The 24,892-nt window shown below is 64.3% G+C and carries 30 protein-coding genes and 1 tRNA gene; 11 read left to right on the forward strand and 20 right to left on the reverse strand.

The genetic code is table 11. The features are described 5' to 3' along the window. Positions 1-9: 9 nt before the first annotated feature. The gene (locus MLD63_RS08060; RefSeq protein WP_255329344.1) at positions 10-1,197 is read right to left on the reverse strand and encodes an aminotransferase; all 1,188 of its coding nucleotides are present in this window, start codon (positions 1,195-1,197) and stop codon (positions 10-12) included. Position 1,198: 1 nt separating this feature from the next. Continuing rightward, on the reverse strand, positions 1,199-2,161 hold the full coding sequence (locus tag MLD63_RS08065; RefSeq protein WP_255329345.1) for a hypothetical protein: 963 nt from the start codon (positions 2,159-2,161) through the stop codon (positions 1,199-1,201). Between the two features lie 138 nt (positions 2,162-2,299). Here MLD63_RS08065 and MLD63_RS08070 point away from each other — a divergent pair, with 138 nt between their 5' ends. Genes MLD63_RS08070 through MLD63_RS08080 form a run of 3 tightly spaced genes read left to right on the forward strand, consistent with a single transcriptional unit; the run spans position 2,300 to position 4,571 of the window. After that, positions 2,300-2,881 carry an anthranilate synthase component II gene (locus tag MLD63_RS08070; protein ID WP_255329346.1) on the forward strand — a complete coding sequence of 194 codons (582 nt, stop codon included), beginning with the start codon at positions 2,300-2,302 and terminating at the stop codon, positions 2,879-2,881. Next, a complete protein-coding gene (trpD, locus tag MLD63_RS08075; RefSeq protein ID WP_255329347.1) occupies positions 2,878-3,900 on the forward strand; it encodes an anthranilate phosphoribosyltransferase in 1,023 nt (340 codons plus the stop codon). The genes MLD63_RS08070 and trpD overlap by 4 nt, the downstream gene beginning before the upstream one ends. Beyond that, entirely contained in the window at positions 3,897-4,571 is a 675-nt protein-coding gene (locus tag MLD63_RS08080) for a uracil-DNA glycosylase (RefSeq protein ID WP_255329348.1), read from the forward strand. The genes trpD and MLD63_RS08080 overlap by 4 nt, the downstream gene beginning before the upstream one ends. Before the next feature lie 81 nt (positions 4,572-4,652). On the opposite strand, the gene MLD63_RS08085 is transcribed toward MLD63_RS08080, so the two are convergent. Beyond that, the gene (locus MLD63_RS08085; protein ID WP_255329349.1) at positions 4,653-5,279 is read right to left on the reverse strand and encodes a VPLPA-CTERM sorting domain-containing protein; all 627 of its coding nucleotides are present in this window, start codon (positions 5,277-5,279) and stop codon (positions 4,653-4,655) included. Between the two features lie 234 nt (positions 5,280-5,513). Between MLD63_RS08085 and trpC the strand changes: the two genes are divergently transcribed. The 4 genes from trpC to lexA all read left to right on the forward strand — a co-directional run bounded on the left by trpC (position 5,514) and on the right by lexA (position 8,783). Beyond that, on the forward strand, positions 5,514-6,305 hold the full coding sequence (gene trpC, locus MLD63_RS08090; protein ID WP_255329350.1) for an indole-3-glycerol phosphate synthase TrpC: 792 nt from the start codon (positions 5,514-5,516) through the stop codon (positions 6,303-6,305). Then, positions 6,302-6,775: a cyclic pyranopterin monophosphate synthase MoaC gene (gene moaC, locus MLD63_RS08095; RefSeq protein ID WP_255329351.1), complete on the forward strand. Its 474-nt coding sequence runs from the start codon at positions 6,302-6,304 to the stop codon at positions 6,773-6,775. The genes trpC and moaC overlap by 4 nt, the downstream gene beginning before the upstream one ends. After that, positions 6,772-7,959 carry a molybdopterin molybdotransferase MoeA gene (locus MLD63_RS08100; RefSeq protein ID WP_255329352.1) on the forward strand — a complete coding sequence of 396 codons (1,188 nt, stop codon included), beginning with the start codon at positions 6,772-6,774 and terminating at the stop codon, positions 7,957-7,959. The genes moaC and MLD63_RS08100 overlap by 4 nt, the downstream gene beginning before the upstream one ends. A gap of 101 nt (positions 7,960-8,060) precedes the next feature. After that, positions 8,061-8,783: a transcriptional repressor LexA gene (gene lexA, locus MLD63_RS08105; RefSeq protein ID WP_255329353.1), complete on the forward strand. Its 723-nt coding sequence runs from the start codon at positions 8,061-8,063 to the stop codon at positions 8,781-8,783. A 19-nt stretch (positions 8,784-8,802) separates the two neighbouring features. On the opposite strand, the gene MLD63_RS08110 is transcribed toward lexA, so the two are convergent. From MLD63_RS08110 to MLD63_RS08140, 7 genes are all read right to left on the reverse strand, one after another. Beyond that, positions 8,803-9,261: an arsenate-mycothiol transferase ArsC gene (locus MLD63_RS08110; RefSeq protein WP_255329354.1), complete on the reverse strand. Its 459-nt coding sequence runs from the start codon at positions 9,259-9,261 to the stop codon at positions 8,803-8,805. Between the two features lie 4 nt (positions 9,262-9,265). Beyond that, entirely contained in the window at positions 9,266-9,742 is a 477-nt protein-coding gene (locus tag MLD63_RS08115) for a UPF0262 family protein (protein WP_255329355.1), read from the reverse strand. A gap of 4 nt (positions 9,743-9,746) precedes the next feature. Beyond that, positions 9,747-11,051, reverse strand: coding sequence for a histidinol dehydrogenase (gene hisD / locus MLD63_RS08120; RefSeq protein ID WP_255329356.1), 1,305 nt, complete (start codon positions 11,049-11,051; stop codon positions 9,747-9,749). Between the two features lie 68 nt (positions 11,052-11,119). After that, complete coding sequence (locus MLD63_RS08125) at positions 11,120-11,605, reverse strand: GNAT family N-acetyltransferase (protein WP_255329357.1); 486 nt, start codon at positions 11,603-11,605, stop codon at positions 11,120-11,122. 2 nt (positions 11,606-11,607) lie between these two features. Next, positions 11,608-12,081 carry a DUF2948 family protein gene (locus tag MLD63_RS08130; RefSeq protein WP_255329358.1) on the reverse strand — a complete coding sequence of 158 codons (474 nt, stop codon included), beginning with the start codon at positions 12,079-12,081 and terminating at the stop codon, positions 11,608-11,610. Further along, positions 12,074-13,357 (reverse strand): UDP-N-acetylglucosamine 1-carboxyvinyltransferase, encoded by a 1,284-nt coding sequence (gene murA / locus MLD63_RS08135; protein WP_255329359.1) that lies wholly within the window; start codon positions 13,355-13,357, stop codon positions 12,074-12,076. Before murA ends, MLD63_RS08130 begins: the two co-directional genes overlap by 8 nt. Further along, positions 13,358-13,561, reverse strand: a complete 204-nt coding sequence (locus MLD63_RS08140; protein WP_255329360.1) for a hypothetical protein — start codon at positions 13,559-13,561, stop codon at positions 13,358-13,360. Between the two features lie 126 nt (positions 13,562-13,687). On the opposite strand from MLD63_RS08140, the gene MLD63_RS08145 reads away from it, so the two are divergent. Then, a tRNA-Thr gene (locus tag MLD63_RS08145) sits at positions 13,688-13,762 on the forward strand. Between the two features lie 56 nt (positions 13,763-13,818). On the opposite strand, the gene MLD63_RS08150 is transcribed toward MLD63_RS08145, so the two are convergent. From MLD63_RS08150 to MLD63_RS08165, 4 genes are all read right to left on the reverse strand, one after another. Beyond that, complete coding sequence (locus tag MLD63_RS08150) at positions 13,819-14,265, reverse strand: NUDIX domain-containing protein (RefSeq protein WP_255329361.1); 447 nt, start codon at positions 14,263-14,265, stop codon at positions 13,819-13,821. Next, complete coding sequence (locus MLD63_RS08155; RefSeq protein ID WP_255329362.1) at positions 14,262-15,299, reverse strand: 5-(carboxyamino)imidazole ribonucleotide synthase; 1,038 nt, start codon at positions 15,297-15,299, stop codon at positions 14,262-14,264. The genes MLD63_RS08150 and MLD63_RS08155 overlap by 4 nt, the downstream gene beginning before the upstream one ends. Continuing rightward, entirely contained in the window at positions 15,292-15,783 is a 492-nt protein-coding gene (gene purE, locus MLD63_RS08160) for a 5-(carboxyamino)imidazole ribonucleotide mutase (RefSeq protein WP_255329363.1), read from the reverse strand. The genes MLD63_RS08155 and purE overlap by 8 nt, the downstream gene beginning before the upstream one ends. Positions 15,784-15,856: 73 nt before the next feature. Next, positions 15,857-16,075: a YdcH family protein gene (locus tag MLD63_RS08165; protein ID WP_255329364.1), complete on the reverse strand. Its 219-nt coding sequence runs from the start codon at positions 16,073-16,075 to the stop codon at positions 15,857-15,859. Between the two features lie 177 nt (positions 16,076-16,252). Here MLD63_RS08165 and MLD63_RS08170 point away from each other — a divergent pair, with 177 nt between their 5' ends. Together MLD63_RS08170 and MLD63_RS08175 are read left to right on the forward strand one after the other, a co-directional pair. After that, a complete protein-coding gene (locus tag MLD63_RS08170) occupies positions 16,253-16,663 on the forward strand; it encodes an Hsp20 family protein (RefSeq protein WP_255329365.1) in 411 nt (136 codons plus the stop codon). A 13-nt stretch (positions 16,664-16,676) separates the two neighbouring features. After that, positions 16,677-16,904, forward strand: a complete 228-nt coding sequence (locus tag MLD63_RS08175; RefSeq protein WP_255329366.1) for a DUF1150 family protein — start codon at positions 16,677-16,679, stop codon at positions 16,902-16,904. Here MLD63_RS08175 and MLD63_RS08180 read toward each other — a convergent pair. The 6 genes from MLD63_RS08180 to MLD63_RS08205 form a co-directional block, all read right to left on the reverse strand. Next, positions 16,901-17,737: a TolB family protein gene (locus MLD63_RS08180; protein WP_255329367.1), complete on the reverse strand. Its 837-nt coding sequence runs from the start codon at positions 17,735-17,737 to the stop codon at positions 16,901-16,903. The two genes, MLD63_RS08175 and MLD63_RS08180, sit on opposite strands and share 4 nt — an antisense overlap. Continuing rightward, positions 17,734-19,197, reverse strand: coding sequence for an MFS transporter (locus MLD63_RS08185; protein ID WP_255329368.1), 1,464 nt, complete (start codon positions 19,195-19,197; stop codon positions 17,734-17,736). Before MLD63_RS08185 ends, MLD63_RS08180 begins: the two co-directional genes overlap by 4 nt. A 21-nt stretch (positions 19,198-19,218) precedes the next feature. Next, positions 19,219-20,103: a glycosyltransferase family 2 protein gene (locus tag MLD63_RS08190; protein WP_255329369.1), complete on the reverse strand. Its 885-nt coding sequence runs from the start codon at positions 20,101-20,103 to the stop codon at positions 19,219-19,221. A gap of 110 nt (positions 20,104-20,213) precedes the next feature. Beyond that, positions 20,214-21,929 carry a bifunctional sulfate adenylyltransferase/adenylylsulfate kinase gene (locus MLD63_RS08195; protein ID WP_255329370.1) on the reverse strand — a complete coding sequence of 572 codons (1,716 nt, stop codon included), beginning with the start codon at positions 21,927-21,929 and terminating at the stop codon, positions 20,214-20,216. A gap of 220 nt (positions 21,930-22,149) precedes the next feature. Then, on the reverse strand, positions 22,150-22,317 hold the full coding sequence (rpmG, locus tag MLD63_RS08200; protein ID WP_036638206.1) for a 50S ribosomal protein L33: 168 nt from the start codon (positions 22,315-22,317) through the stop codon (positions 22,150-22,152). A gap of 129 nt (positions 22,318-22,446) precedes the next feature. After that, complete coding sequence (locus tag MLD63_RS08205; RefSeq protein WP_255329371.1) at positions 22,447-24,477, reverse strand: NADH:flavin oxidoreductase; 2,031 nt, start codon at positions 24,475-24,477, stop codon at positions 22,447-22,449. 69 nt (positions 24,478-24,546) lie between these two features. Here MLD63_RS08205 and MLD63_RS08210 point away from each other — a divergent pair, with 69 nt between their 5' ends. Next, on the forward strand, positions 24,547-24,891 hold the full coding sequence (locus MLD63_RS08210) for an antibiotic biosynthesis monooxygenase family protein (RefSeq protein WP_255329372.1): 345 nt from the start codon (positions 24,547-24,549) through the stop codon (positions 24,889-24,891). Position 24,892: the final 1 nt, after the last annotated feature.

Here is a 24,892-nt window from a genome sequence, read left to right on the forward strand (position 1 = left end):
GACCGCCCGTCAGCCTGCGAAGCTGCGCAGGCGGTCCGCCAGATGGGTGATGCCGTCGGCATCGACATTCGCGAAGGCAAACCGGAAATGCCCGGCACCGTTTTCGTCGTCGTCCGGCATGAACATCGTCCCGGGCAGCGCCAGCACGCCGGCCTCGCGAACGAGGCGCGGGGCGATTTCGGCGGAGGTGTCCTTGAAAGGATGCGCGACCCAGGCGAAGTAGGCGCCACAGCTCTTCAGCGTCCAGCCGTCGAGACCTTCGAAGGCTGCTTCGGCCGCGCGACGTCGGGCAAGAATCTCCAACCGCTCGCTTGCAAGCCAATCCGACAGGTTGCGCAACCCGTAGACAGCACCGATCTGGCCAAGCTGGCCCGTCGAGATGGCGACGGTATCGAGCCATTTCTCGACCTCGACCATACGACGGGTCGAGGCGACAACGGCACCGACGCGATGCCCCGTCAGGCGATAAGCCTTGGAAAAGGAGTAGAGCTGGATCAGCGTGTCCCCAGCGCCTTGCAGGCTCAGCAGGTTATGTGGCGGGGTAACGCCTGGCTGGGCGGCACTATGAAAGTCGCGGTAGGTCTCGTCCACGACCAGCGCGATGCCGTGTCGCTGGCACAGATCGAAGGCACGCCGCACAAGATCGGGTGGATATTCTGCGCCGGTCGGGTTGTTCGGCGTCACCAGAACCAGCGCACGCGTGCGCGGACCGATCAGCGTCGCTGCCCGCTCCAGATCGGGCAACATGGCCTCGTCGCAGGCGAGCGGCACCGTTCGGACACCTGCCATGTCGAGCCACATCTTGTGGTTGAAGTACCACGGCACCGGCAGGATCACCTCGTCACCTGCCTGCGCCAGCGTGGCGATCGCGGCACAGAAGGCTTGATTGCAGCCCTGCGTGATCGCGATCTGTCCAGGCTCGACGGGCGCGGCATAGGCTTGCGACCAGGTTTCAGCCAGCGCCTCGCGCAGGTCGGCATTGCCGAGGACGGGACCATAAAGATGGGCTTCGTCGCGATGCAGCGCAGCCTCGGCAATCGCGCGACGCAGCGGTTCGGGCGGCGGGTCGACAGGCGCTGCCTGGCTTACGTTGATCAGCGGGCGGTCAGGCGCGAAGGTGATGTCGGCCAGCCAACGCCGCGCCTCCATCACCGGGGGGCTGAAGGTGGCGGCGACGGCAGGATTGAACGAGGACATCTTATCGGCTTTCAGGAGCGCTGAGCCGGTTCAGGTCCGGCGGCAGCGACAGGTCTATACTCGGCAAAGTGGGATCGCTTGGCGAGTTAGCTTCATTGATTGGTTCGATTGTTGCGTCCGAAGCCGCGGACCGCGTCTCAAGATCCGGCGGAGCGCCACTTATGGACGGGCTGAACGCCGGGACGACGACGGCGGGGGCGGAGCCCGTGGTTTCTTCCTGTTGCTCGGCCGGACCGCCGTCGGGGCGATCACCCGGACCGTCGTCTGCCTCCGGCTGCATTGCGAACAGCGAGTTGAAGTCGGGCGCGTCCAGAATGGACAGCGGCAGCGCCTGTGACAGGGCGGCAGCCGGTGTAGGATTGGTCGAAGGTTTAGTTTGAGGGCCGGGCTCGACAGCGGGCGAGATTTGCTCCGCGGGAAGGGCCTCGACTGTCGGATCACCCGGCGGGGTATCGTCAGCCATGTCCGGCGCTGCGGCTGACGAAAATGAGGGGCGCGCTGACATTTCCGCCGGTGAATTCTCGCCCTGTGTCACATTGGAAGCATCAGCGTCCGTCGGAGCCGACGGTAAAGGGTCGATTACGTTGGCGGAAGGACCGGTCTCGACCGGCTGCGCGCCTTCTTCAACGGCAGACAGCGAAGTATCAGTGTCCTGCCCTTCCGTATCGGCGGACCCTGGATCGCCGCTTTCGATGGGTTGCGGCGCAGCTGCAGGTGACCCCGTGGTCACCGCAGGAACCGGATCGGCAGGCGACGGCATCGGTTCAGCCTTGGTGCGGTCTGCTGGCGCCTCGTCCGGGACTTGCGAAACGTCCCGCTCTGTCGTTGGCGGCTGCGCTGCTTCGCCAACTCTGGCCGGCTCTCGCGCGTTCTCCGGCTGCGGCGCGATCAGCGACAGCGCGGCCAGCGCGGCGCCGCCCAGCACGATGCCCTTGATCAATCCGCCCGTGAAACCGCCTGCCATCCGTCCCCGCTGCCAAAGCCCGTGCGCCTGCCGGGCTTGCCCCGCCCGTTTGATTGGATCATCTATAGCGGGTCGCAAATGGGGGCGAAAGGTTCGGGGCACATGGGGCAGTCAGGCGCAAATCGGCCGGCGATCACGATGATCGACAATTACGACAGCTTCACATGGAATCTCGTCCATTACCTGGGCGAGGCGGGGGCCGAGGTCGCGGTGCATCGCAACGACGCGATCAGCGTGGATGACGTCTTGGCGGCACAGCCCGACGGCATTCTGATCTCACCCGGTCCTTGCGATCCGGCGCAGGCGGGCATCTGCCTCGACCTCATTGCCGCGGCTTCGCAGGCTTCGGTGCCGCTTTTCGGGGTCTGCCTTGGTCATCAGGCGATCGGTGAGGCGTTCGGTGGCCGGATCGTCCGGGCCGATCGTATCCTCCACGGCAAGGTGGACCGGATCGAGCATGACGGGACCGGCGTCTTCCAGGACCTGCCCTCTCCCCTCAATGCGACGCGCTATCACTCGCTGACCGTGTCGCCCAAAGGCTTCCCGGATTGCCTGCGGGTCACCGCGCGGTCGGGCGACGGCACGATCATGGGGCTGGTTCATCGCACGCTGCCGATCGAGGGCGTGCAGTTTCACCCGGAGTCCATCGCCTCGGAACACGGGCACCGGATGATCGAGCGCTTCCTGTCCCGCTGCACCCCGCGGAAACAGGCAGCATGAGCATCGACGTTCGGCCGCTGATCGGTCTGGCCGCGACCCGCCCGCTGACCGGCGCCGAGGCCGAAGAGGCTTTTTCCGCCCTGTTCGATGGTGCCGCAACACCGGCCCAGATCGGCGGCCTGCTGATGGCTTTGCGCGTGCGGGGCGAGACGGTTGATGAGATCGCGGCCGCAGCGCGCGCGATGCGGGCGCGGATGAACCGGGTGACGGCCCCGACGGGCGCGATGGATATCGTCGGAACCGGCGGCGACGGAAAGGGCACGTTGAACATCTCGACAGCGACCGCTTTCGTCGTGGCAGGCGCCGGTGTGCCCGTCGCGAAGCACGGCAACCGCAACCTCAGTTCGAAATCGGGCGCTGCCGACGCTTTGACGCAGATGGGCATCAACGTCATGGGCGGGGCCAAGGTCGCGCAGCAGGCCCTGAGCCGCGCGGGCATCTGCTTCATGATGGCACCGATGCACCATCCCGCGATGCGCCATGTCGGCCCGCCGCGCGCCGAGCTTGGCACGCGGACGATCTTCAATCTGCTCGGTCCATTGACCAATCCGGCCTCGGTCAAACGGCAATTGACCGGCGCGTTCGACCGCGCCTGGATAAGACCGATGGCAGAAGTGCTTCGTGATCTGGGCACGGAAGCGGCATGGCTTGTGCATGGATCCGATGGAACCGATGAACTCAGCATCGCCGGTCCGTCCTGGGTTGCCGCGCTGAAGGGCAGCGACGTGTCGGAGTTCGAGATATCGCCCGAGGATGCAGGCCTGCCGATCCATCCGTTCGAGGCGATCGTCGGCGGCGAGCCGTCGCACAACGCTGCCGCATTCCGCGCGCTGCTTGATGGTCAAGACGGCGCTTATCGCGATGCGGTTCTGCTGAACGCGGCTGCAGCGCTGGTCATCGCCGGGAAAGCCGCCGATCTGCCAGAGGGCGTGGCGATCGCCCGAGAATCAATCGACAGCGGCGCCGCGCGCGATCGGCTGACCGCGCTGTGCGAGGTGACCGGGCCGCCCGAACCGTGAGCGCCGATCGTCTGCGTCCACCCGGACCATGGCAGGACCTGCCCTTCTTCCACGACGACTGGCCGGCGATCCGCGACCGGCTCGCCGCGACACGCGATTGGCTACCCGGTCCGGACCGCGTGTTCGCCGCACTTGAAGGCTTGCCACCAGAAGACGTCCGCGTGATCATTCTGGGTCAGGACCCCTACCCGACCCCCGGACACGCAAACGGCCTGGCCTTTTCGGTGTCGCGCGGAACGCCGCTGCCCAGATCGCTGGCGAACATCTATCGCGAGATGAAGGATGATCTCGGGGCAGCGCCGAACAGTGGCGATCTCTCACATTGGGCTGCGCAGGGCGTTCTTCTGCTCAACCGTTCGCTCAGCGTGACGCCGGGCGCAGCCGGCGCACATGCGGCCTGGGGCTGGGACCAGCTGGCACGTCAAGCCGTCTCGGCGGCGCAGGCGCATCGCCCGCTGGCGTTCATCCTGTGGGGCGCGCAGGCTCAGAAGGCTCTGGGCGGGCTTCCACGCTCTACGGATCTCTTAGTCGCAACGGCGCATCCCTCGCCCCTCTCGGCTCGGCGCGGGTTCTTCGGCAGCAAGCCTTTCAGCCGCGTGAATGCGTGGCTGTCCGAACACGGTAGCCCGGCCATCGACTGGATCGGTGGATCCGCGAGCCTGCGTGAGTAAAACAAATGCGCCCGCCCCTGTCGAAGGGGCGAGCGCCATTCAAACCTTCGAACCGTTACCGGCCCGAAGCGATCTGTCGGCTCAAGCCTGACGACGACGGCGCGCGAAGGCACCGAGACCGGCAAGACCACCCATCAGCATCAGACCTGCGGCAGGAACCGGCACGGGGGCGATCGACACATCGTCGATGAAGCCGCCGAGGCTGTTGCTGAGACCGCCAGCCGTGAAGGTCAGGCGCAGAGTGCCCGCGCTGGCCACGGTGAACACCGACTTCACTTCACGCCAGCCGGCCGGGAACACGTCATCCACGAAGCCGCTGAGGGCGCCAGCGACGCTGTAGGTGATCCCGTTGTCACCGATGGTCGAGGTGCGCGGTGCGTAGAAGAACGACAGAACGTAGTCGCCAGCGCTGGCGAACGTAACGTCCTGATACATTGACGAGTTCTCGTCGCTGTCCAGCTCGACGTACCAGTTGCCGGTATTCGCATCGATCGTGCCGAGCGTGCCGTTGTCCTGAAGTTCGATACCGCTGCCGGACGACTTCGTCCAACCGGGGATCGAATTGTAGACACCGTAGCTTCCACGGTTCTTGCCGCCATCGGCCAGACCCGAAACATCTTCAAAGCCGCCGTTGGTCACAAGTGCGGCGGAAGCAGAACTCGCCAACATGGCGAGGCCGGCTGCAACCGCGAGCGATTTTGCATTCATCCTGAAACTCCCGTCACTCGTTTTGCAAAACAGGGAAACGCCGAGTCGTCGCCCTGTCGACCTAATTACCCCGGTCGGCAGAATCTTGCCATCAAACTTTTGCGAAATTGAACAAAAAGATATATTTTCAACTTTGGATTATGTGATTCCCCAGTTTTATACAGGCTGGGGTTGTATCGCGTGTTCGTCAGCGTGCCTCTTTCGGATCGCCCGCGGCCGCGCTAGAAGCGGCGCATGCACATTCTGGACCGCATCAAGGCCTACAAGCTGGACGAAATCGCAGCCGCGAAGGCGATGAGACCGCTTTCTGCGCTGGAATCCGCCGCCCGATCCGCCGAACGGCCACGGGGTTTTGCAGCCTCTCTCACCACCAAGGCGGCAGAGGGTCCCGCGCTGATCGCGGAGATCAAGAAGGCCAGTCCTTCGAAAGGCCTCATTCGCGAAGAGTTCGATCCTCCGTCTCTGGCGCGAGCCTATGAAAACGGGGGCGCAGCCTGTCTGTCGGTTCTGACCGACGGTCCAAGCTTTCAGGGCGCGCCCAAGTTTCTGAGGGACGCGCGTGCTGCCTGCGCCTTGCCGGTCCTGCGCAAGGACTTTCTTTACGACCCCTACCAGGTGACCGAAGCACGGGCCTGGGGCGCAGACTGTATCCTCATCATCATGGCCTCTGTCGAGGATCAGCAGGCAGCCGAATTGGAGGCTGCGGCATTCGACTGGGGCATGGACGCATTGATCGAGGTTCACGATGAAATTGAACTTGATCGCGCGTTGAAATTGCGATCCCAGCTTATCGGCATCAACAACAGAAATTTGAAGACATTCGAATTGTCGCTTGATGTCACGAGAAAACTTGCGCCCCTTGTTCCTGCGGACCGGCAGGTTGTCTGCGAAAGCGGACTTTTCGTTGCGAGCGATCTGGCGGCGATGATGCAGATCGGCGCGCGGCGCTTCCTGATCGGAGAAAGCCTGATGCGGCAAGACGATGTGACTGCGGCAACAAAGGCAATTCTGGAGGTTGCGGCATGAGTCTGACCCATTTTGACGCCGCCGGGCAGGCGCATATGGTCGATGTCTCTGACAAGGCTGCAACGGCGCGGGAAGCCGTGGCAGAAGGCGCCGTGGTCATGAGCGACGCGACGCTGTCCCTGGCTCGGGGCGGCGCTGCGAAGGGCGATGTGATGGGCGTCGCACGGCTGGCGGGCATAATGGCGGCCAAGCGCACGGCGGATCTGATCCCGCTGTGCCACCCTCTGCCGCTGACAAAGGTGTCGCTGGACCTCGTTCCCGATACCGACTTGCCCGGGATCCGCGTGACCGCGACCGTGCGCACCGCTGGCCAGACGGGAGTCGAGATGGAGGCGCTGACGGCCGTCAGTGTCGCCTGTCTGACCATCTACGATATGCTGAAGGCAGCCGAAAAGGGCATGCGGATCGAAGGGATCCGCCTGCTGCGCAAGAGCGGCGGCAAATCGGGCGATTTCGAGGCTGCACCATGATCACGGTCGACGACGCACTGGCTCGGGTCCTGGCCCTTGCCCCTGGACCCGAGATCGAGACGGTGGGGCTGGATGAGGCGGCTGGACGCGTCCTGATGCAGGATGCGATTTCCAGAATGACGCAGCCGCCCTTCGATGCCGCTGCAATGGACGGCTATGCCCTGCGCCAGGCAGAGATCGGATTGCCGCTGAAGGTCATCGGCGAGGCCGGGGCAGGCCATCCGTTCAACGGCGAGACGCCCGAGGGCACGGCGATCCGGATATTCACCGGAGCATCGGTCCCGCAGGGTTACGACCGGGTCGTGATGCAGGAAAACGTTGCTCGTGAAGGCGAGACCCTGAAGATCACCGATGCCTCGGGCGGGCCCCATATCCGGCTACGCGGCGGGGACTTTGCGGAAGGCGACCGGGTAATCGCTCCACGTCTTCTGAGTTCGGCCGATGTCGGTCTGCTGGCCGCGATGAATGTCCCGCATATCGCCGTCGCACGCCGTCCTCGGGTCGCGGTACTTGCGACTGGTGACGAGTTGGTTCGCCCGGGCGACACTCCGCGCGAAGGTCAGATCATCAGCTCAAACGATCTCGCCGTCGCGGCGATGGCACGAAAGGCCGGCGCAGAGGTCAGCCTGCTGCCGATTGCGCGCGACACGCGTGAGAGCCTTGAGGCTGCCTTTGCTGCTGCGTCCCAGGCCGACCTGATCGTGACGATCGGCGGCGCCTCGGTCGGCGATCACGATCTGGTCGGCTCTGTCACCGAGGCGATGGGGATGGAACGTTCGTTCTACCGGATCGCGATGCGTCCCGGAAAACCGCTGATGGCTGGACGCCTGGGGCAGTCCGCCGTGCTGGGTCTTCCCGGAAATCCTGTCTCGGCGATCATCTGCGCGACCCTGTTCATGCTTCCGTTGATCGGCGCGCTTCAGGGACTGCCGCGGCCGACCATGATCCGGCGCGCCCGTTTGGCCCGCGAACTCCCCCCAGAAGGTCCACGCCAGCACTATCTCCGCGCCGCGCTGATCCGGCACGACGATATGCCCTCGATCGATCCGTTCGAAGATCAGGATTCGGCGCGGCTGTCGCTGTTGTCGCGGGCCGATGCCTTGCTGGTTCGACCTGCCCAGCAGGGCGCGCTTCAGGCCGGCTCGATCGTTGATTACATCGCGCTTTCTGACACCTGCCATTAGCGCAATTAATCGTTTCTTAATCCCCGTTTGTTCTTGTTATTGACGCGATTCGTCGCACGATATAGAACAATACCCGAACACGGGTCGATGGGGACTGCCGGATGCTGACGCGTAAACAGATCGAACTGTTGGACTTCATTCAGAAGCGGATGGCGCGGGACGGTGTGCCGCCCTCGTTCGACGAAATGAAGGATGCGCTGGACCTCCGCTCAAAATCGGGCATTCACCGTCTCGTCACCGCGCTGGAAGAGCGTGGGTTCATCCGCAGGCTGCCGCACCGCGCCCGCGCCTTGGAAATCGTCCGCCTTCCCGATGCGCTCGGCGCAAAGGGACAAGAGCCGGCACCCGTGCGATCCGCTTCCGGCGGGTTTTCGCCACGGGTGATCTCGAACGATCGCGTGTCTCGACCACGCGGCGCGATGAGCGTGGTGGACAGCCCTGCCGTCGAATTGCCGCTGATGGGTCGCATCGCCGCCGGCGTCCCGATCGAGGCGATATCAGAGGTTTCGCATCACATCTCTGTTCCCGGAACGATGCTGTCGGGTCGCGAACATCACTACGCGCTTGAGGTGAAGGGCGACTCGATGATCGATGCGGGCATCAACGACGGCGATGTCGTGGTGATCCGCGAGCAGGACACGGCTGAAAACGGCGACATCGTGGTCGCTCTGGTCGAGGGCCATGAGGCAACCCTGAAGCGCTATCGCCGTCGCGGCTCGATGATCGCGCTGGAGGCTGCAAATCCGGCCTACGAGACGCGCGTGCTGCCAGAAGATTCCGTGCGGGTGCAGGGACGTCTGGTCGGACTGATCCGCAGCTATTAGGCCTGAGGGCCGGCGATGATCAGGATTGGATCGGCGGCCCGAACCTGGCAAGGATGCGATCGCGGATCTGGTCGCGTGTGGCGCGATAGACCTTGAGCTTTTCCTCGCGGCTGTCGGCCAGCCCTGTCGGATCCATGATCGGCCAATACTCGATGTCGAGGTGGAACACCCGCGTCATGTCCAAGACCAGCCTCTGGCTGGCTGGCGACAGTGCCACGATCAGATCGAACCCGCCCAGATCGTCGCCCCAATCCTGCATCTCGTCGAAACTGCGGGTCCGATGATTGGTCAGTGGAACCCCGATTTCCTGGCAGACGGCGATGGCGAAACCGTCGATTTCCAGGTCGTTCTTTACCCCCGCAGATTGCACATAGGCGGTGTGGCCGTAGAATTTCTTCATCATCCCTTCCGCCATCGGCGAACGGATGGCGTTGTGGTCACAGCAGAACAGAACCGAGGTTGGAATGCTGTCCGCCATCCGTTCAGGCCGGGATCAGCGCGCAGATCAGGGTGAACAGGCGGCGCGCCGTATCGATGTCGAGGTCGGCCTTACCCTCTAGCCGTTCCTGCAGCGTCCGCGCACCCTCGTTGTGAATGCCGCGCCGCGCCATGTCGATCGCCTCGATCTGCGCTGGAGGCAGTTTCTTCACCGCGTCAAAGTAGCTTTCGCAGATCTGGAAATAGTCTTTTACGACCTGCCGAAACGGTCCAAGCGACAAGTGGAACTCGGCGACCTTCTCGGCGTCTTCGGTCTGCACGTCAAAGACCAGCCGCCCTTCGCGAATGGCAAGGTCCAGCGCATAAGGTCCATCGGGCACCGATTGCCCGTCGCGGCCTGGAACGGTGAAGCTGTTGTCTTCGAGCAGATCGAAGACGGCAACGCGCCGTTCCTGTTCCATCTCGGGTGTGGCGGGTGCGATGGCGCTGTCGTCGATCTCGATGCTGCTCAGCCGGCTCACGACGCTACCCCTCGTTCAAACGTGCCAGCCGAGCCTGAACCGAGAGCCCGTGCGCGTGCAAGCCCTCGGACGCGGCAAGTCGCACCGCCGCCGGCCCGATCTCGGCCAGCGCGCCGGGGCTGAGCCGCGCGATCGTCGTGCGCTTAAGGAAATCCATCACCGACAGTCCCGATGAGAAGCGCGCCGACCGAGCGGTCGGCAGGACATGGTTCGGCCCGCTGACGTAATCGCCGACCGCTTCGGGCGTGAAGGGCCCCAGGAAGATCGCGCCCGCATGGTGGCATTTCGCGGCCAGCGCGTCGGGATCACCCGTGACCAGTTCCAGATGTTCGGGTGCGATGCGATTGGACAGCTTGGCAGCTTCGTCCAGATCGCGCACGACGATGACCGTCCCGTGGTCGCGCCAGCTTGCCCCCGCGATATCCGCGCGCGGCAGGTCGGGCAGCAGCCGCTCGACCGACGCGGTAACCGCGCGGGCGAGGTCCGCGTCCGGCGTGATCAGGATCGATTGCGCATCGGCATCGTGTTCCGCCTGCGCCAGCAGATCCAGCGCAAGCCAGTCCGGGTCCTGCTGACCGTCCGCGATGATCAGGACCTCGGACGGACCCGCGATCATGTCGATTCCTACACGGCCGAACACCTGCCGCTTGGCCGCCGCGACATAGGCGTTGCCCGGACCGGTGATCTTGTCGACAGGCGCGATCGTCGCGGTGCCGTAAGCCATTGCCGCGATGGCCTGCGCTCCGCCGATCCGGTAAATCTCGGCAACTCCCGCCATCTCGGCCGCAAGAAGAACGAGCGGGTTGGTTTCACCGCCGGGCGTCGGCACACAGATCACCAGCCGCTCGACGCCAGCGACCCGCGCCGGGATCGCGTTCATCAAAACGCTGGACGGATAGCTCGCCTGTCCCCCAGGCACATAGAGACCGGCCGCAGAAACGGGCGTCCACCGCCAGCCCAGCGTGGCCCCCTCGGGATCGGTGAAGCTCAGATCCTCGGGCATCTGCCGGGCATGGTAGGCGCGGATGCGCTTGACCGCCATCGACAGCGCGGCGCGATCTTCCTCGGCCACGCTCGCCGTCTCCCGCGCGATGTCGTCAGGCGTGATGCGCATCGTATCGGGTGTCAGGTCCAACCGGTCGAAGCGACTCGTCAGCTCGACCAGAGCGACATCGCCACGCGCGCGGACATCGGCAATGATCGCCGCCACCGCGTCGCCGACATCGCCCTGATCTTCGCGCTTGGCGGACAGGATCGCCATGAAGCGTCGCTCGAAATCGTCATCGGTGGTGGTCAGGAAATGCGGCATCTTCTCTCGCTTCCGGGCGTCCGTATCGCTCTTAACGGGTGGGACACGGGCTCTCAAGCGGTCGCGGGTCAGGACAGGACGCGCAGCATCTCGATCTCGGGCAGGCCACGGCTGCTGACGATGCCCGTCTGGCCGCTGTCGCGAAATCCCAACCGTTCATAAAGCGCAATCGCCGTCGCATTCGATGCGACGACATGGAGGCCGAGGGAGGTCATTCCGCGCATGGCCGCGTCAGACATGATCGTCTGAATGACTGCGCCCGCCAGTCCACGACCCCGCGCCTCGGGACGGGTAAAGACCGACACGACCCACCCCCGCGAGGCGTCGCGCAGATCGAGACCCGGCACGCAGCCCGCGATCGCAAGGGCGCGACCCCGATGCGTTCCGGCAGCGAAGACGCGGGCAGACGACAGGCGAGCCGCAAAATCCGCCAACGGACGATCCGCCCAGTCGTCATACGTCTCTTCGAAGGATTCTGGTGCGTCCTTCGACGCTTGCAGCCTGATCCTGCGCCACTCCTCGGCGTGTTCAGGCTGCAAGCGCCAGACGATCATCGTCAGTCCGGATGATGCGGTCGCTGGCCGGAATTGGCGACATAGGGGCGCGTCACGTCGCGCAGGTCGCAATTCACCGCCTCGACATCGACAGCGATCGTACCATCGCCCGCAAATTCCAGGAGGATGCGCCCTGCCCCGTCCGAGGCTGGCTCCCACCCGATGGCGAGCAGTTCCAGGACCGTGTCGGCATCGCGTGCGATCCCGTCCGACAGAACACGCAAGACGTCGCGGATCACCAGCAATGCCCGGACCCTTTCATAGGGTCGACCCTCGCGTTCAGCAGCTGACGCATCTTCCCAGCGAAAGCGGTTGATCAGCAGGGCCAGGTGGCGGGCCTTCGTGTCGTGCGCGATTTCGGCGCCCGGCAACACGGAATCCTGCACAAGGGCAGAGAGGATCCGCAGGTCGCCTTCATCCTCTGCCCGGATCGCGAGGGGACCCGGTTCGCCGTCCATGAAGCTTGCATCAGACATGGGCAACCTCGCCTTCGCGCACACGCTCGATCTGTGCGCCGATGCCGCGCAGCTTGCGGACCACGTGTTCGTAGCCGCGGTCAAGATGGTAGACGCGGCTGACGGTGGTTTCGCCTTCGGCGGCCATGCCCGCCAGGATCAGGCTGACACTGGCCCGAAGATCGGTCGCCATCACCGGCGCACCCTTCAGTTTCTCGACGCCGGTCACGGTCGCCTGTCCACCCTGGACCTCGATCCGTGCACCCATCCGCACCAGTTCCGGCGCATGCATGAAGCGGTTCTCGAAAATCGTCTCTTCCAACACAGCAGTGCCCTCGGCTGTGCACATCAACGCCATCATCTGGGCCTGCAGGTCGGTCGGAAAGCCCGGGAACGGCTCGGTGCGGACATCGACGGCGCGGATACGGCCATTCTTGCGAGCGACCTTGAGACCGCGATTGGTCTGCTCGACAGAGACGCCGGCCTGATCCAGCTTTTCACAGAAGCTTTCCAGCAGGTCGATGCGCCCGCCCAAGCATTCGACTTCACCACCACAGATCGCGGGGGCCAGCATGTAGGTGCCCAGCTCGATCCGGTCGGTGACGACCGGATGCGTGGCGCCATGCAGCCTGTCCACACCTTCGATGGTGATCGTCGAGGTGCCTTCACCCTCGATCCGTGCGCCCATCTTCCGCAGGCAGGCGACCAGATCGACGATCTCGGGTTCGCGCGCGGCGTTTTCCAGCACCGTCGTGCCTTTGGCCAGCGTCGCTGCCATCAAGATGTTCTCGGTCGCACCGACCGAGGCGAAGCGCATCGCGATCCGCGCGCCCTTCAGCCCGCGCGGCGCTGTGGCATGGAGATAACCGTCCTTCAGGTCGATGACGGCGCCCAGCTGTTCCAGTCCGTGGATGTGCAGGTCCATCGGACGCGCGCCGATCGCACAGCCGCCGGGAAGCGAAACGATTGCACGTCCGGCCCGCGCCAGCAGCGGTCCCAGAACCAGGTTTGACGCGCGCATCTTGCGCACGATGTCGTAATCGGCGGTGAGGTTCGAGATGTCGTGGCTGGACATCGACAGGACCTGCCCGTCCTGCATCGTCACGACCTCGGCCCCGAGGCTTTGCAGCAACTCGGTCATGGTGCGGATGTCCGACAGGCGCGGCGCGTTGGTCAGCGTCAGCGGCTCTTCCGACAGCAGCGTCGCAGGCATCAGCGCAAGGCAGGCGTTCTTGGCGCCCGCGATCGGGATCTCGCCCTTCAGCGCCCCGTTTCCGTGAACGATGATCTGGTCCATCTATGCGCCGTCCTTCGCGTCCGCGTCACTGCCCTTGGCGCCATCCGTGTCCCCGGATGTGTCCGCCGCATCTGTCTCGTCCCGGCGGGCGCGCGCCTGATCCTTGCGCCGCATCAGATTGGCGCGCAGTGCCGCCTTCAGCCGCGCGTCGCGGTCGCCCGCCTGACCCTTGCCCGAAGGTCTGTCCCGTCCCGGTCCTGTCATGCAACCCTGTTAACGGTGTGCCCGTGTCAGGTCCAGCATGGTTCAGGGGCCCTCCCGCAGCGTCGGCAAAATCCGCCGCGGCCCCTTGCGCGCCTCCGCGGGCTCGTCTAAACGCCGCCAGACGATGCTGTGGTAGCTCAGTGGTAGAGCACTCCCTTGGTAAGGGAGAGGTCGAGAGTTCAATCCTCTCTCACAGCACCATTCCCTTTCTTGATGGTGCGAACCCACAGCCTTTGCCGGTAAGCGCTGAGCGTGTTTTAGTCGACGATCCTTTCAAGCTGGTCATAGAGCGCTCCGTACGAACGCCATACTGCCTCTTCCAGTCGGTCGGGTTTGTGGCGCAATCCCGCCAGATCGCTCCGCGCAACCCAGCGGAAGCAGTTCACCACACCCTCGGGATCGTTCAGCGTGATCGCGTGATGCCCATCCAGGGTCGCGCGAAAAATCAGGTCGACCTGATGCCAACCGCTGTCGGGATCGTGGAATTCGTTGACCAGGATCGGCGTGCCGACAGTGATGGTCAGTCCGGTCTCTTCGGCAACTTCGCGAACCAGGTTCTCCGGCAGCGACTGACCCGGCTCCACCCCGCCACCGGGCAGGCACCAAAGGTCAGACTTGTCGCCCGGATAGGCGTTGACCATCAGCAGCCGATCCTCATGAACGATAGCGGCCCGCACAGCCAGGCGCGGGCGCGCCAATTTCATGGGACGATCCGGTTGATGTGGCCCATCTTGCGACCCGGCCGCGCCTCGCCCTTGCCATAGAGATGGACCTGCACACCGGTTTCACGCAGCAAAGCCGGCACCCTTTCCAGATCGTCCCCGATCAGGTTTTCCATGACCACTTCGGCGTAGCGGCTACCATCGCCCAGGGGCAGACCCGCGACGGCACGGATATGCTGTTCAAACTGGTCGACGGTGCAGCCGGCCTGTGTCCAATGGCCGGAATTGTGAACGCGCGGCGCGATCTCGTTAATGATCAGACCGTCGGCGGTGAAGAACAGCTCGACGCCCATGACCCCGATGTAATCCAGCGCCTGCACGATCCTTCCCGCCAGCAGCACGGCGTCGGTGGTGACGCGCGCGGGCAGACCGCAAGGAACTGTCGTGGTCTGCAGGATCCCGCCTTGATGGACATTCAGACCGGGATCGAACGCGGCTACCTGACCATCCGCGGCGCGCGCGACGATGACGCTGATCTCGGCCGAGAAGTCGACGAAGCCCTCCAGCACCGACGGCGCGCCGGTCCATTCGGCGCGGTCGGGCGAGTCGATGCGTACCTGTCCCTTGCCGTCGTATCCGAGCCGCCGGGTCTTCAGGATAGACGGCGTGCCGATTTTCGAAATCGCACCCGCCAGCGCGACTTCGTCAGGAACGTCGGCAAAGGGCGCGGTCCTCAAACCCAGATCGTTCAGGAAGGTCTTTTCCGTCAGCCGATCCTGAGAAACCGTCAGCGCGCGGCGATTGGGCCGTACCTCGACGATGCTTTCGATCAGGTCCAGCGCCTCGGCCGGCACGTTCTCGAACTCGAAGGTGACGACATCGACGCTTTCGGCAAAAGCACGCAGCGCCGCATGATCTTCGTAGGGCGCGTTCGTGACCACATGCGCCACGTCACCCGCCGGCGACGCACCGGGTTCATAGATGTGGCAACGCAGGCCCAGACGGCTTGCAGCGACCGACAGCATTCTTCCTAGCTGGCCGCCGCCCAGAATGCCGATCGTGCGGATCTCAGACATCGCGCGGCGCCTCCGGGATCGAGGCCGAGAGGTCGGCGCGCCATTGATCCAGCCGCGACGCAAGCGCCGCGTCATCAAGCGCCAGGATCGCTGCCGCCATCAATCCGGCATTGGCCGCACCCGCCGAACCGATCGCCATCGTCGCGACCGGGTAGCCCTTGGGCATCTGAACGATAGAATAGAGCGAATCGACGCCGGACAGCGCCTTCGTCTGGATCGGGACGCCGATCACCGGGACGCGCGTCTTGGACGCCATCATCCCTGGCAGATGCGCCGCCCCGCCCGCGCCCGCGATGATGACCCGAAGCCCGCGCTCTGCCGCGGTGACGCCATAATCCCACAAGCGGTCCGGGGTCCGGTGCGCGCTCACGATCCGGGTTTCATAGGCCACGCCCAGATCGTCCAGAATGGCCGCTGCCTCGCGCATCGTCGGCCAGTCCGACTGGCTGCCCATGATGATTCCGACCGGGACCGGCGCGTCCATCGCCACCTCCTGCATGCGCGTGATCGGATCGGTCCTAGCCCGAGCCGACGGCCGCCGCAATGATGGGGTGCACTCAGGCGATGATGTCGGGGGTCAGTTCGTCTTCCAGCCGCGCGATGCGATCCTTCAGCGCCAGCTTCTGCTTTTTCAGCCGCTGCAGCGTCAGAGCCGAGTTCATCGACGTCGCCCCCAAGGCTGCGATGGCCTCATCCAGGTCGCGATGCTCGCGCTTCAGCACTTCCAGCTTCGCGCGGACGATTTCCTCGTGGCTCAGTTCATGCGTTGTGTTCATCGGGGACCTGCGCGGGCTTCGGGCGGCGTGGCCCGTCCACGATATATAGTCCGTGCGCGCCAGAGTGTTAACGAAAATCCCCCTCGCCTTGCCAATCGTGGTTAACGCACCCATATCTTCGTCAGGGTCGCCGGAACGGGACCCTGACCGACAGTCGCTTGGATCGAAAGGGCTGACATGACCAAGATGTCGCTGGGCTCCCACCCGTATCTTCTGGGGTTTGACCAGCTTGAACGGCTTGCCGAGCGCGCCGCCAAAGGTGCCGAAGGCTATCCACCCTATAACATCGAACACATCGCGCCGGACGGGTTTCGCATCACGCTCGCTGTCGCCGGATTTGCCGAAGCCGATCTGGCGATTACAACGGAAGACCGCCAACTCGTCATCCGGGGCCGTCAGGGGGAAGCCGACGACGAGCGCGTGTTTCTTCACCGTGGTATCGCAGCGCGAGCCTTCCAGCGCAGCTTCGTGCTGGCCGACGGGGTCGAGGTGACCGCGGCAGAACTGGAAAACGGCCTTCTCCATATCGACCTGCGCCGCAAGACGCCTCAGCAGGTCGTCCAGACTATACCGATCAGCCGCAAATGAAGGGGATCGAACCATGAATACCGAATTCGAAATCGACACCGGTGACACCGGAAACACGGTCTACATCCGCCGCGTGGAGCTGGATCAGCTGCCCGAGGAGATCCGCGAACAGGCCGAGGGGCTCGACAGCCTTTATGCGGTCCATGGCACGGACGGCGAACGCCTCGCCCTTGTCCGCGACCGGAAGCTCGCGTTCTTCCTCGCACGCGAAAACGACCTTGCACCGGTCAGCGTGCACTAGGCCTTGTTGGGGGCGGACGGCTGATAGCGCATGAACGCGAACGCGCTGCCGTCCGGCGCCCACGAGGGCACGTTGATTGTGCCCTGACCGCCGAACAGATCCAGAAGCTTGCGGCGATTGCCACCATTGGGGTCCATCCGCCACAAGGCGACATTCGCATCACGCGGATGGCCCAAGGTTTCCGGTGGATAGGCGAGGTAGATAACGTGCCTGCCGCAAGGTGACGGGTGCGGAAACCAGTTCACGTTCTCATCGCGAAAAACCGGCGCGGCGTCGGCACCGTCTGAGCCCATGCGCCAGATTTGCGCGTGGCCGGTCTCATCCGAGTTGAACCAGATGTGGCGTCCGTCGGGCGAGAAGTCCGGCCCGTCGTGATGTGCACGTCCGGGCGTCAGTACCCTCTCCCCCTGCCCGTCACAGTCGCTGGTCGCGATGCGCACCACGCGGTCGCCGCCACGAGCGCAGGCATAGGCGATCCGCTTGCCGCGCGCGCCGTGCCACCAACTCGGCCGCGCAAGCCCGAGCGCACGGGGACCGTCACCCTCCAGCACGTAAATGCCCGATCCCGTTCCATCGTGGCAGGACAAGATGATGCGTCCGTCGGGAAGGACCCCGTGGTCGTTGTTGCAGCGGTCCAAGCCGCCGATATCGATCGCTTGCAGGTTCGGCTCGCCGGGATCGACTCGCCATAAGCGGCCGTCGCCATTGACAAGAAAACAGCCGTCCGGGTGCCAATTCGGCGCCTCGATCAGCATCGGCGTTTGCAGGATCACACGCGCCGTGCCCGACTCTATGTCCCAGACCTCAAGCGAAGATCGCCAGGCCTGCGTCACTCCGCGGCCTCTGCCTGCGCCGCACGCGTTGCCTCACGCCGCTGGATTCGCCCCCGCAGCGCAACGATGATCAGGATCGTCGAGAAGGTGCAAAGCTGATAGATCAGGGCGTGCTGCATCGCGGCCGGATAATCCTCGACCCCGCCTTGATGCAGGCGCACGAAGAAGAGGCTTGAGACCACCGCAATTCCGATCGCTGCGCCGACCTGCTGAAACGCCTGCATCGCACCCGATCCTGCGCCAGCGTCGCGGCCGGGCACCGCTTCCAGCACAATCTGAAAGAGGGGCGAGATCGCGAGCCCCATACCCAGGCCGCACGTCGCCAGCGGCAGGGCAAGGCTCAACGGTGTGAAAGGCTCGGGGGGATGACCCGTCGTCCAGCGCAGGAACGCCATGCCGCCCAGCAGGATCGTGGTTCCGATCGCAAGTCGGATCAGCAGCTTGCGGTTGCCGAACCGCCCGGTGATGTACGACCCCGCCATCACGCCGAGCGGAAACGGCGCCGTCGCCATACCCGATTCAAGCGGGCTGAGCCCGAAACCGGTCTGAACGTAAATCGCCAGCACAAGGAACATCCCCGGGATCGACGAGAAATGCAGCATCACCATCGCGATGCCGGACAGGTAGCCACCGTTCCGCATCAGCGAGACCGGCAGAAGCTGCGTCCGACCCTCGCGTGCCAGTTGAACCTGCCGCCAGACGAACAGGGCACCCATCGGGACCGACGCCGCCAGTGCGATCAGACACCACAGCGGCCAGCCAAGCAATGCACCCTCGATCACCGGCAGCACGACCAGGGTAATCGCGCCCGCGAACAGGACAACGCCCAGCCAGTCGATGGTCATCTGCGTATCGGGCTTCTGCATGGGAATGACGCGCATCCCCGCGAGGATCACGAACAGGCCGACCGGCAGGTTGACCAGAAAGATCGGCCGCCAGTCGAGCCCCATCAGATCGGCGGTGGTCAGCCCACCGCCGATCAATGGGCCCAGGACAGCGCCCAAGCTCGCAATCACGCCAGTCAGCGCGAAGGCCTTGCCGCGTGCCTCACCCGAAAAGATCGTGTGCATGATCGCCAGCACCTGCGGCACCATCATTGCGCCGCCGATGCCCTGGATCGCGCGCGAGCCGATCAGCATCTCGATGCTGACGGCGAAACCGCAAAGACCCGAGGCCAAGGTGAACACGCCCACGCCCCACAGGAACAGGCGCTTGCGCCCCAGCTTGTCGCCGAAGCGACCGAACGGAAGCAGGCCGGCTGCGAAGGCCAGAACGTAAGCAGCGGACACCCATTCGATCTGGCTGGCGGACGCGTCGAGGTTTGTCTGGATCGATGGCAGCGCCACATTCACGATGCTGACGTCGATCAGGTTCATGAAATTGCCCATCAGCAGCAGCATCGCCGCCACCCACGGGTTTGTGTCGCGTCCGGACGCCGACGCGGCCCGATCTTCTGCCATGACCTGCCTTTCGGGTGTGCGCTAGGCCACATGCGGAAGCGCGGGAACGGACAGGGCGGCCGTATCATGCTGCGGCGGCCGCGCGTCTGGCCACAGATGGTAATGGCGGCGAAAATATTCAATCGCAAGCGTGTCAGCGGCTCGTCGGTCGTGCCCCTCATGGACCAGATTGCGCAGACTTTCTGTCGTGTCAGCCTCGGCGACTGGCCGAGGGCGAGGTCCGCCGGTCACCAGCCACGGGGCGTGGCCGGTCCTGTGCAGATGGCCGGACAGCCAGGGGTCATCGACTGTCCACAGCAATTCCGGGATGACGAACGCTTCGGGCGGCAGAAATTCGGGGCGTATCATCGCGCCGCGATAACCTTCCAGAATGTCCACGTATCCGTCGCGGGTGAATGGCACCGAGCGCCACTGCCCAAGGCTCAGCGCGCGGCGCAGACGATAGGCAAGATTCTTTTCCACGCGACCAGCCCGCGGCAACTGATCCGCATCTCGGCGGGGATAGTACTTGGTGCCTTCGGGACGATCTTCAAGATGATAACCTTTCTGAACCAGCGCATCGTTCGGGCGCTGCTTTCGCGCCTGCACGAAACGGGCCGCCCATTCGGGATCATAAGCCTGATCGTCGTCGCAAAAGATCAGCTCGACGTCCTGTCCGGCCAGATCACGGGCGGCGGGAAGGACTTTCGTGGCCGGCCCGAAATCCTCGTCAAGCAGGATCAATCGAATGCCGCTGGGAAGTTCCGGCACCATGCCGGCAGCCAGTGGGAAACGCCGATGTCTGCGCGGCAGATACAGCCTGATTTCATCCACCGGCGCGCTCTGGTTCAGCAGATCGCGCAAGGTCGGCCCGATCAGCGGCAATCGCGGCGGTATCGTGGTCAGCGAGATCACCAGTCCGGTCAAGCCGACCTCCTCAAAAGCGCCGCCCGCAGGTTCTGAGCGGTTTGATGCCGGCCCCTGCAGGGACCGGCCGTTTCAGCCCGTCAGACGGATCGTTCACGACGGCGATATCGTCACTGAAGCCCGATCAGACCCATGCTTTCAAGCTTGAGCAGGACCTGATGCGCGGCGTTGTCCACATCGATATCGGTCGTATCGACGCGAAGCTCGGGCTTCGCCGGTTCCTCGTAAGGATCTGAGATGCCGGTGAACTCCTTGATCTTGCCCTCGCGCGCCAGCTTGTAGAGGCCCTTGCGGTCGCGCCGCTCACACTCCTCGACCGGGGTCGAAATGTGAATTTCGCAGAAGGCGCCGTACTGCTCGATCATTTCGCGCACGGCGCGACGCGTCGCGGTGTAGGGCGCGATGGGCGCGCAGATCGCGATGCCGCCGTTCTTGGTGATCTCGGACGCGACATAGCCGATGCGCTTGATGTTGATGTCGCGATGCTCTTTCGAGAAGCCCAGTTCGCTCGACAGATGCTTGCGGACCACATCACCGTCCAGCAGCGTCACGGGACGGCCGCCCATCTCCATCAGCTTGACCATCAGCGCGTTGGCGACGGTCGACTTGCCCGATCCCGAAAGGCCGGTGAAGAACACCGTAAAGCCCTGGTTCGCGCGCGGTGGCGAGGTGCGGCGCAATTGCTGGACGACCTCGGGAAAGCTGAACCATTCGGGGATATCCAGCCCCTCGCGCAGGCGGCGGCGCAGTTCGGTGCCCGAGATGTCAAGCACGGTGTCCCCCTCGGGGACCTCGTTTACGGGGAAATACTGAGCCTTCTCCTGCACATAGACCATGTGCTTGAAGTCCACCATTTCGACGCCGATTTCGTCTTGGTGCTTCTGGAATAGCTGCTGCGCGTCGTAAGGGCCGTAGAAGTCCTTCCCTTCGCTATTCTTGCCCGGGCCCGCATGGTCGCGGCCGACGATGAAATGCGTCGCACCGTGGTTCTTGCGGATCAGGCCGTGCCAGACCGCCTCGCGCGGGCCTGCCATGCGCATTGCCAGGTTCAGCAGGCTCAGCGTCGTCGTGGCCTGCGGATATTTGTCCAGCACCGCCTCATAGCAGCGCACGCGGGTGAAATGGTCGACGTCGCCCGGCTTGGTCATGCCGACGACCGGATGGATCATCAGGTTCGCCTGCGCCTCGCGCGCGGCGCGGAAGGTCAGTTCCTGGTGCGCGCGGTGCAGCGGGTTGCGGGTCTGGAATACGACGACCTTGCGCCAGCCCAGCTTCTTGAACTGCGCACGCAGCTCGTTCGGCGTATTGCGGCGACCGCGGAAATCATAATGCGTCGGCGCCTGCAGGCCCTTGACCTTGCCGCCCAGATACACCGGTCCGGCGACGTTGTGGAGGTAGTTCACGGCCGGATGCGCCAGATCGTCAGCCCCGAAGACCTTTTCGGCTTCCAGCGCCTTGTTCGGCGTCCATTTGTCAGTGACGGACAGAATGGCCAGGATGACACCTTCCTGATCGCGCAATGCGATGTCGGTGCCGGGTTCCACGCCTTCCGCGAACTTCTCGCTGACGTCCAGGGTCACCGGGATCGGCCACAGCGAGCCGTCGGCCAGCCGCATTTCGCTGACGACGCTGTCGTAATCGGCTTCGGTCAGAAAGCCCTTCAGCGGGTGGAATCCGCCGTTCATCAGCAATTCGAGGTCGCAGATCTGGCGCTGAGTCAAATCCCAGCTAGGCATCGCGCCCGCTTCGTGCTTCAGCGCGGCCGCCGCGTCGGACGAGACGTAAAGCTCGGGGATCGGGGCGTGGTTGGCGGGTGTCGTCGTCATCGCGTACTCGAGTCGTGGCAAGAAAAACGAGAGGGGGCGCGCGGTTGGCCGCACGCCCGGTTCGGGCGACCGCTTACCGCCCTGACGATGAAAACACAACTGCGGCAGCCAAGTGGCCGCCATGCGTGCACAGCAGGGCTGCGACGCGAACGACCTTCCGTCAGGCATGAAAAAACCGCGCAAAAAGCGCGGTTTGTTCGTGTCGAGCGTGAAGGCGATCTTACTTGATCTTGCCTTCCTTGTATTCAACGTGCTTGCGCGCAACCGGGTCGTACTTGTTGACCGTCATCTTCTCGGTCATGGTGCGGGCGTTCTTCTTGGTGACGTAGAAATGCCCGGTCCCGGCCGTCGAGTTCAGACGGATCTTGATCGTCGTCGGCTTCGCCATGGTTCTCTGCTCCTGCTGCGGCGGCGAGAGCGTCTTGCCGCCGCGAAATTCGTGGAAAGCCGCCTTTTAGCGGCCGGACGCGCGGAGTCAACCGCAAATCCTCGCCTTTCAGGTGCAAGTTCCCGTCTGTCAGATGTCCTTCATCAGACGCAATGCGTCGTAGATCGCGGCGTGGATGTTGCGCCCCGCGACCGCATCGCCGATCCGGTAAAGCGCGAAGCCATTGCCACCGATGTCGGGCTGTGGTCTGCCCGCGATCAGCGCGTTGTAGTCGACAGCACCGCGGTTTCTCGATTGCGGCTTCAACGACAGATAAAGCTCATCTAAGGGCTGCGTGCCATTGTTGACGACGACCTGGTCAATGCGCCGCTCACCCGACACTGGCATGTAGTCGGACCCGATTCTCGCCTTCAACGTATTACCGTCGCGTTCGACGCCCAGCAGGCGATAGGTCACGGTGAAGGTTACGGGCTTGTCCTGCAGCGCGCGCATGTAGGGGACAAGGTTCATCCCCATCACCTCGGGCGCGAAGCTGCGGTCAGGTGTCATGACCTCGACCGTGGCCCCGGCTTCTGCCAGCACCTGCGCGGCCTGCAATGCCGCGTGATCGCCGGCGGCGTCAAACAGCAGCACATTGCTGCCAGGCCGGCTATCGCCGGACAGGATGTCCCAGGCCGTGACGGTCAGATCGTCACCCTGCACTAGGCCCGCCGTGTCCGGCAGCCCGCCCGTCGCGATAATCACGATATCGGGTTCACAGGCGAGCACGTCCGCATCCTCGGCGTAGGTGTTGAAGCGAAACTCGACGTCATGCGCTGCGCACTGGGCCATGCGCCAGTCGATGATGCCGATCATCTCGGACCGCCGCTTCGACAGGGCGCACAATCGGACCTGCCCACCGGGACGGTCGGCCGCCTCGAACACGGTGACGCGGTGACCGCGTTCGGCCGCGACGCGCGCAGCTTCCAGACCGGCCGGACCGGCGCCCACGACGACGACGCGTTGTTGACGCTCTGCCGGAACGATCGCGTGCGGCATCGTTTCCTCGCGCCCGGTGGCCGCGTTGTGGACGCACAGCGCCGCCCCGCCCTGATAGATCCGGTCGAGGCAATAGGTCGCGCCGACACAGGGACGAATATCATACTCGCGACCCTCCACGATCTTCCGGACGATGTGAGGATCGGCCATGTGGGCCCTTGTCATCCCCACCATGTCCAGCAAACCCGACGCGATGGCGTGCCGGGCGGTCGCGACGTCAGGGATGCGTGCGGCGTGGAAGGTGGGCAGACCGATTTCAGACCGGATGTAGCCCGCAAAATCCAGATGCGGCGCAGACCGCATCCCCTGCACCGGGATCACATCGGTCAGCGCGGCATCCGTGTGGATGCGCCCGCGGATGATATTGACGAAATCAACCAGACCCGAGGACTTGAATCGCCGCGCCATCTCGACCCCGTCCTCGGTGCTGATCCCGCCAGGCTCGGCCTCGTCCGCGGTATAGCGAACACCCAGCAGGAAGTCCGGACCGACGCGCTTGCGGGCGGTTTCCAGGACCTCCATCGCAAAGCGCAGGCGGTTGTCGAAGCTGCCGCCGTAATCGCCGTCCAGCGTATTCGTCAGCGGGCTGATGAACTGGTCCATCAGATGGCCGTAGCACTCGAACTCGACCCCATCGAGGCCGGCATCCTTCATCCGCTCGGCCGCGTCGGCGTAATCCTGCACAATACGATCGATGTCCCAATCCTCGATCACCTTGGGATAGGCGCGGTGCGCAGGCTCCATCGCCGGACCGGCCGCCACGACCGGCAGCCAGTCGCCCCTGTCCCAACGGGTGCGCCGGCCCAGATGGGTCAATTGGATCATCACCGCGGCGCCGGCTTCGTGGCAATCGTCGGCCAGCGCGCGCATCCAGCCCACCACATCGTCACGCCAAGCCAGCACGTTGTTGAATGCGGGCGGGCTGTCGCGAGAAACCGAGGCCGAACCCGCCGTCATCGTCAGCGCTACCCCACCCTGAGCGCGTTCGCGGTGGTAAAGCCGATAGCGGTCCTTCGGCATCCCGTCCTCGGGATAGGCCGGTTCGTGGCTGGTCGTCATGATTCGGTTGCGCAGGGTCAGGTGCTTCAGCTGATAGGGCGTCAGCAGCGGATCTTGTGCCATGCTTGACCTCGCAAACGGATCATGGAGTGGTGCGACCGAACCCCGACGCAATCAACCCCGAGCATCGCCATGATCGCCATCATCTTTGAAGTCTGGCCGGCCGAGGGGCAGAAAACCGACTATCTGGACATCGCCGCCGCCCTGCGGCCGGTCCTGGACGAGATACCGGGCTTCATCTCGGTCGAGCGGTTCGAAAGCCTGACCACGCCCGGCAAGATGCTGTCACTGTCGTTCTTCGCGGATGAGGACGCGGTGATGGAATGGCGCCGAACGCTTGCGCACCGCAAAGCGCAGGCCGCGGGACGCGACGGGGTGTTTTCGGATTACCGGCTGCGGGTCGCTCATGTCATGCGCGACTACGGGATGACCGACCGGGCAGAGGCACCGGCGGACAGCCGCGAAATGCATGGTTAGA

It is taken from the genome of Paracoccus albicereus (genome assembly GCF_024359525.1).
Classification (GTDB): domain Bacteria; phylum Pseudomonadota; class Alphaproteobacteria; order Rhodobacterales; family Rhodobacteraceae; genus Paracoccus; species Paracoccus albicereus.